Annotated in this window: 12 protein-coding genes; all 12 read right to left on the bottom strand. The window is 67.9% G+C overall.

Going from position 1 to position 9709, the window contains the following annotated elements; all coding sequences use genetic code 11:
- Nucleotides 1-18: 18 nt before the first annotated feature.
- A complete protein-coding gene (gene hisD / locus ACVMK0_RS09030; RefSeq protein ID WP_476463589.1) occupies nt 19-1386 on the bottom strand; it encodes a histidinol dehydrogenase in 1368 nt (455 codons plus the stop codon).
- The gene (gene hisG, locus ACVMK0_RS09035; RefSeq protein WP_045530568.1) at nt 1383-2102 is read right to left on the bottom strand and encodes an ATP phosphoribosyltransferase; all 720 of its coding nucleotides are present in this window, start codon (nt 2100-2102) and stop codon (nt 1383-1385) included. Before hisG ends, hisD begins: the two co-directional genes overlap by 4 nt.
- Nucleotides 2099-3385 (bottom strand): UDP-N-acetylglucosamine 1-carboxyvinyltransferase, encoded by a 1287-nt coding sequence (gene murA, locus ACVMK0_RS09040; RefSeq protein WP_250960978.1) that lies wholly within the window; start codon nt 3383-3385, stop codon nt 2099-2101. The genes hisG and murA overlap by 4 nt, the downstream gene beginning before the upstream one ends.
- Before the next feature lie 62 nt (nt 3386-3447).
- Entirely contained in the window at nt 3448-3699 is a 252-nt protein-coding gene (locus ACVMK0_RS09045; RefSeq protein ID WP_476463590.1) for a BolA family protein, read from the bottom strand.
- Nucleotides 3700-3815: 116 nt separating this feature from the next.
- Nucleotides 3816-4571: an ABC transporter permease gene (locus ACVMK0_RS09050; protein WP_476463591.1), complete on the bottom strand. Its 756-nt coding sequence runs from the start codon at nt 4569-4571 to the stop codon at nt 3816-3818.
- Nucleotides 4568-5500, bottom strand: a complete 933-nt coding sequence (locus tag ACVMK0_RS09055) for an ABC transporter ATP-binding protein (protein WP_476463592.1) — start codon at nt 5498-5500, stop codon at nt 4568-4570. Before ACVMK0_RS09055 ends, ACVMK0_RS09050 begins: the two co-directional genes overlap by 4 nt.
- 34 nt (nt 5501-5534) lie before the next feature.
- On the bottom strand, nt 5535-5897 hold the full coding sequence (locus tag ACVMK0_RS09060) for an STAS domain-containing protein (RefSeq protein ID WP_045537964.1): 363 nt from the start codon (nt 5895-5897) through the stop codon (nt 5535-5537).
- Between the two features lie 21 nt (nt 5898-5918).
- Nucleotides 5919-6605 carry an MlaC/ttg2D family ABC transporter substrate-binding protein gene (locus tag ACVMK0_RS09065; protein ID WP_052468487.1) on the bottom strand — a complete coding sequence of 229 codons (687 nt, stop codon included), beginning with the start codon at nt 6603-6605 and terminating at the stop codon, nt 5919-5921.
- Between the two features lie 72 nt (nt 6606-6677).
- Entirely contained in the window at nt 6678-7502 is an 825-nt protein-coding gene (locus ACVMK0_RS09070; RefSeq protein ID WP_476463593.1) for an MlaA family lipoprotein, read from the bottom strand.
- 52 nt (nt 7503-7554) lie between these two features.
- On the bottom strand, nt 7555-8040 hold the full coding sequence (gene mlaD, locus ACVMK0_RS09075) for an outer membrane lipid asymmetry maintenance protein MlaD (protein WP_045536532.1): 486 nt from the start codon (nt 8038-8040) through the stop codon (nt 7555-7557).
- Nucleotides 8041-8053: 13 nt separating this feature from the next.
- Nucleotides 8054-8836, bottom strand: a complete 783-nt coding sequence (gene mlaE / locus ACVMK0_RS09080) for a lipid asymmetry maintenance ABC transporter permease subunit MlaE (RefSeq protein WP_250960975.1) — start codon at nt 8834-8836, stop codon at nt 8054-8056.
- Nucleotides 8833-9696: an ABC transporter ATP-binding protein gene (locus ACVMK0_RS09085; protein WP_476463594.1), complete on the bottom strand. Its 864-nt coding sequence runs from the start codon at nt 9694-9696 to the stop codon at nt 8833-8835. Before ACVMK0_RS09085 ends, mlaE begins: the two co-directional genes overlap by 4 nt.
- Between the last annotated feature and the right edge of the window lie 13 nt (nt 9697-9709).

Below are 9709 nucleotides of genomic sequence, written 5' to 3' on the forward strand. Positions count from 1 at the left end.
TGGTGCCCCCAGGGCGCCTTAGCCGCTGGTGGACAGGTGCAGCCGCATCTCGGCCGCACGGGCGTGCGCCTGCAGGCCTTCGCCGTGCGCCAACACGCTGGCGATGCGGCCCAGCGTTTGCGCGCCGGCGGCGCTGACCTCGATCAGGCTGCTGCGTTTTTGAAAATCATAGACCCCGAGCGGGCTGGAAAAGCGCGCCGTGCCGGCCGTGGGCAGCACGTGGTTGGGGCCGGCGCAGTAGTCGCCCAGACTTTCGCTGGTGTAGGCGCCCATGAAAATGGCACCGGCGTGCAACAGCAGCGGCTCCCAGCGCTGCGGCTCGCGGCAGGCCAGCTCGAGGTGCTCGGGCGCGATGCGGTTGCTGATGGCGCAGGCCTCTTCGAGGCTGCGGGTCTGGATCAGGGCGCCGCGGCCGTTGAGGCTGGCAGCGATGATGGCGGCGCGCGGCATCTCGGGCAGCAGGCGATCGATCGCCGCCTGCACCGCATCGAGGTAGGCCGCGTCAGGGCAGAGCAGGATCGACTGCGCCAGCTCATCGTGCTCGGCCTGGCTGAACAGGTCCATGGCCACCCAGTCGGGCGGCGTGCTGCCGTCGGCCAGCACCAGAATCTCGCTCGGGCCGGCGATCATGTCGATGCCCACCTGGCCGAACACATGCTTTTTGGCGCTGGCCACGTAGGCGTTGCCGGGGCCGGTGATCTTGTCCACCTTAGGGATGCTCTGGGTGCCATAGGCCAGCGCCGCCACCGCCTGCGCGCCACCGATGGTGAAGGCGCGCGTGACCCCGGCCACGTGGGCGGCGGCCAACACCAGCGGGTTTTTGGTGCCGTCGGGCGTGGGCACCACCATCACGATCTCGACCACCCCCGCCACCTGGGCCGGTATGGCGTTCATCAGCACCGAGGACGGGTACGCGGCGCGTCCGCCGGGCACGTAGATGCCCACGCGCTCCAGCGGCGTGACCTTTTGCCCGAGCAGGCTGCCGTCGGCGTCGCGGTAGCTCCAGCTCTGGCCGCAGGCCCGCAGCTGGGCCTCGTGGTAGCGGCGCACGCGCGCGGCCGCTTGTAGCAGCGCCTCGCGCTGGGCGGCGGGGATCTGCTCAAAGGCGGCTTGCAGTTCCGACGGCTGCAGCTCCAGCGCCGCCATGCTCGGGGCGTGTAGGCGGTCGAAGCGGCGCGTGCAGTCGAGCACGGCGGCGTCACCGCGGGCGCGCACGTCGGCCACGATACCCTGCACGCGCTGCTCGATGGCGGCGTCGGCCTCGGCCGACCAGTGCTGGCGCTGGGCGAACTGGGCCTCGAAGTCGGGCTGCTGCGTGCTTAGGCGCAGCGGGCGCGCTTGCAAAGGCGTGGTGTTTGCAGCAGGTGCGGCGGGCGTGGTCATCATGCAAGCACCCCCGTCGCGGAGCTTTGCGCGGTGGCGTGCGCGGTGTCTTGGGCTGTCGCCTTCGCAAAGGCATCGAGCAGCGGCCGCAGCAGCGCGCGCTTGACCTTGATCGCTCCCTGGTTGACCACCAGGCGCGAGGAAATGTCCATGATGCGCTCGACCTCCACCAGCTGGTTGGCCTTGAGCGTGTTGCCGGTCGAGACCAGATCGACGATGGCGTCGGCGAGCCCGGTCAGGGGCGCCAGTTCCATGCTGCCGTAGAGCTTGATCAGATCGACGTGCACGCCTTTGCTGGCAAAAAACTCGCGCGCGATCGCCACGTATTTGGTGGCCACGCGGATGCGCGCGCCTTGGCGCACGGCGCGCACGTAGTCGAAATCGGCGCGCACCGCCACGCTCATGCGGCAGCGCGCGATCTGCAGATCGAGCGGCTGATACAGCCCGACGTTGGCCGCCCCGCCCCACTCGGCCTCGTGTTCGAGCAGCGTGTCTTTGCCGCACACGCCCAAGTCGGCGCCGCCGTACTGCACGTAGGTGGGCACGTCGGAGGCGCGCACCAGCACCACATTCAGCGCCGGGTGGTTGGTTGGCAGGATCAGCTTGCGCGAGCGCTCGGGGTGCTCCAGCACCTCGATGCCGGCGGCTTGCAGCAGCGGCAGGGTTTCGTCGTAGATGCGGCCTTTGGACAGGGCCAGCGTGATGCGGTCGGCACTCATGCGATCCTCTCGATTTGGGCGCCCAGGGCGCGCAGTTTGAGCTCCATCTGATCGTAGCCGCGGTCTAGGTGGTAGATGCGATCGACCACGGTTTCGCCCTCGGCCACCAGCCCGGCGATGACCAAGCTGGCGGAGGCTCGCAAGTCGGTGGCCATGACGGTGGCGCCCGACAGGTGCGCGCCGCTGCCGCCCAGCCCTTCGATCAGCGCCAGCCGGCCGTCGATGCGGATTTTGGCCCCGAGCCGCTGCAACTCGTGCACATGCATGAAGCGGTTCTCGAAAATGGTTTCGGTGACGCTGCTGCTGCCCTGCGCCACGGCGTTGAGGGCCATGAACTGGGCCTGCATATCGGTCGGGAAGCCCGGGTATTCGGTGGTGCGAAAGCTCTGCGCGCGCAGCAGCGCCGCGCCGGGCGACTGCACCTGCAAGCCGTCGGCGCTGGCTTGCACCGACACCCCGGCCTCGCGCAGCTTTTCGATCAGCGCCTCGAGGTGCTCGCCGCGGGCGTGGCGCAGGTGCACGGCACCGCCGCAAGCGGCCACGGCGCACAAAAAGGTGCCGGCCTCGATGCGGTCGGCCACCACCGCGTGCTCGGCCCCGTGCAGGCGCTCGACGCCCTGGATGCGGATGCGGCTGCTGCCGTGGCCCTCGATCTGCGCCCCCATGGCGATCAGCAGCTCGGCCAGATCGGTGACTTCGGGCTCTTGGGCGGCGTTTTCCAGCACGGTTTCGCCCTCGGCCAAGGTGGCGGCCATGAGGAAGTTTTCGGTGCCGGTGACGGTGATCATGTCGGTGGCGATGCGCGCGCCGCGCAGCCGGCTCTGGCCCGGTGCCAGCTGCGCCACCATGTAGCCGTGCTCGATGGCGATCTGCGCCCCCATGGCCTGCAAGCCCTTGATGTGCTGATCGACCGGGCGCGAACCGATGGCGCAGCCGCCCGGCAGCGACACCCGCGCCCGCCCCAGCCGCGCCAGCAGCGGCCCAAGCACCAGCACCGAGGCGCGCATGGTCTTGACCAGCTCGTAGGGGGCCAGCGGCTCGAGTGCCGCGCCGGCTTGCAGCGTCAGGCCACCGCGCTCGCCGTGGGTCTGCACCTGCACGCCCATGTGTTCCAGCAGGCGGCGCATGGTGGCCACGTCGCGCAGCCGCGGCACGTTGCGCAGCATCACCGGCTCGTGGGTGAGCAAGGTGGCGCAGAGCTCGGGCAGGGCGGCGTTTTTGGCGCCCGAGATCGGTACCTCGCCGTGCAGGCGCTGGCCGCCTTGAATGCGCAGTTTGTCCATGGGTGGGGGTGGGCGGTGGAGGGTTGGGAAGCGCCTGGGTGGGGCTGGCCGCGCGCAGTCGATTAAGCCGGGCTGGCTTGTTGCGCCGACCATTCGGCCGGGGTGTGCGTCTGCATCGAGAGCGCGTGCACCTCGTCGCGCCGGATGCGCTCGCCCATCGCGGCATAGACCATCTGGTGGCGCGCGATCAGACGTTTGCCCTCGAAGGCGGGCGAAACCACCACGGCGTACCAGTGGCGGCCGTCGCCGTTGACCTCGAGGTGCAGGCAGTCGAGGTGGGCGGCGATGAGGGCTTGCAGTTCTTGCGCGGTCATGGTTTCGGGTGCCTGGTGTGGAATGCTGGGGGCTGAATGCTTTGGGGCGGAATTCTTGGGGAATGGACCAAAAAATGCGGCCGACGATAGGATAACGAAGTACGGGCGCCGGCGCGTCAGTGCCGCAGCTTATAGCCCGATTTGAGCAGATGCAGCGCCAGCCCGCCGACCAGCACCCAAGCAACGCCGAGCACCGCCAGCGACAGCCATGGCGAAACATCGCCCTGGCCGAGGAAGCCGTAGCGAAAGCCGTCGATCATGTAGAAAAACGGGTTCAGGTGGCTGACGAACTGCCAAAACGGCGGCAGCGAGTGGATGGAGTAAAACACACCGCTCAAAAACGTGGCCGGAAGGATGAGGAAGTTCTGAAACGCCGCCATCTGGTCAAACTTGTCGGCCCACAGCCCGGCGATCACGCCCAAGGCCCCGAGCAGCCCGGCCCCGAGCACGGCAAACACCAGAATCCAGAGCGGATAAGCGATGTACACGCCCACAAACCACACCGTGACCAGCCACACGCACACACCCACCGCCAGCCCGCGCACGATCGACGAGCCCACGTAGGCCACGAACCAGGCCCAGTGCGACAGCGGCGTGAGCAGCACGAACACCAGGTTGCCCATGACCTTGCTCTGGATAAGGCTCGATGAACTGTTGGCAAAGGCGTTTTGCAGCACGCTCATCATGATCAGGCCGGGCAACAAAAAGCTGGTGTAGAGCACGCCCTCGAACATCTGCACGCGGTCTTGCAGCACGTGGCCAAAGATCAGCAGATACAGCAGCGCCGTGACCACCGGCGCCGCCACGGTCTGAAAGCCCACTTTCCAGAAACGCAGCACCTCTTTGTAAAACAGGGTCTGCCAGCCGCTCATGACGCCACCCCCGCACGCATCAGGTCGAGGAACACGTCTTCCAGATCGGCTTGGCTGATTTCGAGGTCGTCGGGCTGCAGGCCGGCCAGGCGCAACTCGGCCAAGGTGCGCTCGAGCGCGGCCGCGTCGGGCACCGGCAACTGCACCACGCGCCCGGTCACCCGCGCCTGCGCCGCCAGCACCGGCGGCAAGGCTTGGTCGGTTTTGAAGCGCAGCACCTTGGCGCTGCTGGCGCGCTTGAGCAGCACCGAGGTGCGCTCCAGCGCCAGCACCCGCCCGTCTTTGAGCATGGCGATGCGCCCGCACAGCGCCTCGGCTTCTTCGAGGTAGTGGGTGGTGAGCAACACCGTGCTGCCTTGGCGGTTGAGCCCAGAGATGAACTGCCACAGCGTTTGGCGCAGCTCGACATCGACGCCGGCGGTGGGCTCGTCGAGCACGATCACCGGCGGGCGGTGCACCAGCGCCTGCGCCACCAGCACGCGCCGCTTCATGCCGCCCGAGAGCTGGCGCATGTTGGCGTTGGCCTTGTCGGCCAACCCCAAGCCGGCCAGCAGCTCGTCGATCCAGCCTTCGTTGCCGCGGATGCCGAAGTAGCCCGACTGAAAGCGCAGCGCCTCGCGCACCGTAAAAAAGGGGTCAAACACCAGCTCTTGCGGCACCACGCCCAGGCGCCGGCGCGCGGTGGCGTAGTCGCTGGCCACGTCGGCACCGAGCACGGTCACGCGGCCGCTACTGGCGTGCGCCAAACCGGCCAAGATGCTGATGAGGGTGGTTTTGCCGGCGCCGTTGGGGCCGAGCAGGCCAAAAAACTCGCCCGGCTCGATGTCAAAGCTCACGCCGTCGAGCGCCTGCAGCTCGGCGCCGGCGCTGCGGTAGCGCTTCGAGACCTGCTGAAACGATACGGCGGCAGTGGCAGAGCTAAGGGGCATGAGGTGGCGCGGCTAAACCGGCCATTTTATAGCCTTAAGCGGCCAGCAGTTCGCTCACGCCGTAAAGGGCCGCCAGTTCGCGCAGGCGCAGCGGCATGTGCAGCACCTGCAGGCGGCCGCCCCGCGCCTGCAGCAAGCGCGCCACCGCCAGCAGCGCCGCCAGCGCCGACGAATCGAAGTGCTGCAAGGCAGCGGCATCGAGCGACCAGAGGGCGGCGGCAGTCTGGGCTGGCGCGGGCGAAACGGCGGTGGCTGGGGACACAGGGACAGCGCCGCCGGACTCCATCACCGCCAGACAGCGCTGCACGTAGGCATCGGCCTGCTCGTGCGTCAGGCGCTGCGGCAAGTCGGGCAGGCTGCGGGGCGCGGCCAAGACTGCACTGGGGGCCGTGCTCATGGGCATGGTCGCGTGGGGGGCTCAGGTGCGCGCCGCCGCCGCACCGGCGCGGTTGCGCTCGGTCAGCGCCGCGATCAGGCCGTCGATGCCGCGGGCGTTGATCTCGGTGGTGAACTGGTTGCGGTAGGTGTCCACCAGCCAGATGCCCATGACGTTGAAGTCAAATACCTTCCAGCCCTGCGGGGTGCGCTCGAGCCGGTAGTCGATCTGGATCGGTTCGCTGCGCCCGCGCAGCTCGGTGCGCACCACCACCTCGGTGTCTTGCGGGGTGAAGCGGCTGGGGCGCAGCACCAGCGTTTGGTCGGTCACGTGGCTGAGGGCACCCGAGTAGGTGCGCACCAGCAACAGTTTGAACTCGTCTTGCAACCGGGTGCGCTGCTCGGGTGTGGCCTGGCGCCAGAAGCGCCCCACGGCCGAGGCGGTCATGCGGCGAAAGTTGACGTGCGGCATCAGCTGGCCATCCACCAGCGCCATGATGCGGTCGATGTCGCCGCTGCGCAACACCGGGTCGGCTTGGATCTGGCGCAGCACCTCGAGGCCCACGCGCATGATGAGCGCATCGGGAGCCTCGAGGGTTTGCGCCGCCACCCGGGCAGGCGCCAGCAGGGCAGCGCCCACCACCCCGAGGGTTCCAAGGGCACCAAGGGCGTAGAGCGCAGCGCGGCGCGAGGCCGCGGGCAGAGTGAGTGGTGGCAAGTCGTGTTTCATGACGGGTATTGTGCAGCGCCCAAGCCGGTCCGGCCGGTTTCAGGGCGCAGATGTTGCAGTTGCTTGCATCGCTTACTGTGCCGGCACCGAAGTGGGGGCGGGAGCGGGAGCTGATTCGGGCGCGGGCTCCTCCTCATCGGGGAACTCATCGGTGCGGATTTGCGCCGCACGGCGTTGCAAAAACGCATCGCGGATGAAGCTGTAGCGGTCCAGCGCGATGCGGTCCACCATGTCGGTGGCGGGCAACAGGTCGGCGCGGTTGTCGGTCAGGCGCAACACCGTGAGTGCGCCGCGGTCGGCGCTGGGCTCCACGGTACCGATCGGGTCGGCGTTTTGGTCCACCACCTGGCCCACGGCATCGCGCAAGGTGGAGGGCCCCAGCAGCGGCAGCACCAGATAGGGGCCAGGCGGCACGCCCCAGCGCCCCAAGGTGTGGCCAAAATCAAGCGGGGTGCGCTCGACCCCAGCCTCGGTGGCGATGTCGAGCACGCCGCCAAAGCCAAAGAAAGTGTTGATCTTGACCCGCGTGAAGTTTTCCACCGCCTCTTGCGGCCGCGCCTGCAGACTGGCGTTGACGAACGACCAAACGTCGCGCAGGTTGTTGAAAAAGTTGTTGACCCCGGTGCGCAGCGGCGAGGGCACGGTGTCGCGGTAGGCGACGGCGATGGGGCGCGCGATGGTGCGGTCCACGGCGTCGTTGAACTGCTGCACCTGGCGGTTGAGCGGCTCCAGCGGGTCTTGGGGGTTGGCGTCGGGGCCGGTGGCGCAGCCGCTCAAGACCATCAGCGCCAAGGTTGCGCAGCCTAGGCCCAGCCACCCGGCGCGCGGCGGGGGGTGTGCGGCACCATGCGCAATCTGCACGCCCTGCACATTTTTCACGCCCTGTAAACGGTTCATTTTTTCGATCCCTCCATTGATGCTTTATCCATCCCACCCCATCGCTGCGCGCTCACTGGCTGGCAGCGGCACCGTCGGCACCGGAATCGGCCGCGCGGTTGAACAAAAACTGTCCGATCAGGTTTTCGAGCACGATCGCCGACTGCGTCAACGTGACCGTGGCCCCATCGGCCAGGTTTTCGTCGGCGCCGCCGGGCACGATGCCCACGTACTGCTCGCCCAGCAGGCCGCTGGTCAGGATTTGAAACGAGCTGTCGCTGGGAAAAGCATAGCGCTTTTGAAGCACCAGCGTGACATCGGCCTGAAAAGTCTGGTCGTTGAAGGTGATGGCCTGCACCCGCCCGACAGGCACCCCGGCGCTGCGCACCGTGGCCCCGGCGCGCAGGCCGCCGATGTTGTCAAAGCGCGCCGTCACCTGGTAGGTGGGCTGCCAATTGATCTGCAACAAGTTGGCCGCCTGCAGCGACAAAAACAGCAACGCCAGCGCCCCCAGCAGCACGAACAGGCCCACCCACACATCTTTGACCGAGCTTTGCATATGCGTTTTCCCCTCACACTCCAAACATCAGCGCCGTCAGGACAAAGTCCAGCCCCAGCACCGCCAGCGAGGCCATGACCACGGTGCGCGTGGTGGCGCGCGCCACCCCTTCGGGCGTGGGCGTGGCCAGATAGCCCTGCAGCAGCGCGATGAACGTCACCGCGATGCCAAACACCAGCCCCTTGACGAGGCTGTTGCCCACGTCGCTCCAGACATCGACCCCGGCCTGCATCTGGCCCCAATAAGCCGAAGCATCGACACCCAGCAGATGCACGCCCACCAACCAGCCGCCCAAGATGCCGACGGCGCTAAACACGGTGACGAGCACCGGCAGCACGATCACACCGGCCCAGAAACGCGGCGCCAGAATGCGCGCGATCGGGTCCACCGCCATCATCTCCATGGCGCTCAGTTGTTCGCCGGCTTTCATGAGGCCGATTTCGGCCGTGAGCGAGGTGCCCGCACGGCCCGCAAACAACAACGCCCCGATCACCGGCCCGAGTTCGCGGATCAGGCTCAAGGCCACCAGCAAGCCCAGCACCTCGGTGGAGCCAAACTGGTTCAGGATGTAGTAGCCCTGCAGCGCCAGCACAAAGCCCACGAACAGGCCCGAGACACCGATGATGGCCAGCGAGTAGTTGCCCAAAAAGTGGATTTGGTCGCGCAGCAAGGGGTAGCGGCGCAGCACCGCCGGCAGCAGCACGAAGAGGCGCAGCAGCAAGCGCGCGCCAAAGCCTAGGCTGGCGAGCCACTGGCGCACCGCAAAACCGATGTGCGAGAGCGTTTTTTGAGTCACCGGCGGCCTCCGTCGGCAGGGCGGGAGGAGCGGGAAGAGCGGCTTGGGGGCGTGCCCAGGCCGTAATCGTCGGCCACCGTGGCGGCCGGGTAGTGAAAATGCACCGGCCCCTCGGGCTCGGCGTGGATGAACTGGTGCACCAGCGGGTCGGTGCTTTCGCGCACCTGCTGTGGGCTGCCCTGCTCGGCCACACGGCCATGGGCCAGCACCACCACGTGGTCGGCAATGGCCAGGGTTTCGTGCACATCGTGCGACACCAGGATGCTGGTCAGGCCCATGGCGTCGTTGAGCTGGCGAATCAGGCGCGCGATGGTGCCCAGCGAGATCGGGTCCAGCCCGGCAAAGGGCTCGTCGTAGAGCACCAGCTCGGGGTCGAGCGCGATCGCGCGCGCCAGCGCCACGCGGCGTGCCATGCCGCCCGAGATTTCAGACAGCAGCAGGTCGCGCGCGCCGCGCAGGCCCACGGCGTCGAGCTTCATGAGCACGATGTCGCGGATCAGCCCCTCGGACAGCCGCGTCTGCTCGCGCAGCGGGAACGCCACGTTGTCATAGACGTTCAGGTCGGTGAACAAGGCCCCGAACTGGAACAGCATGCCCATGCGCCGGCGCACCGCATACAGGCCGGCTAGGTCGAGCGCGCCGACATCCAAGCCGTCAAAGCGCACCTGCCCGGCTTGCGCCCGCTGCTGGCCGCCGATCAGGCGCAACACCGTGGTTTTGCCGCCACCCGAGGCGCCCAGCACCGCCGTGACGCGGCCACGCGGCACCGTCAGCGACAGGCCGTCGAGGATGGGGCGCGGGCCGTAGCCAAAGCGCACGTGCTGCAGTTCGACCAGAGGGGGTGGAGCGGTGGGATTCATATAGAGGGAGTGG

It is taken from the genome of Serpentinimonas sp. SSL01, assembly GCF_056323735.1.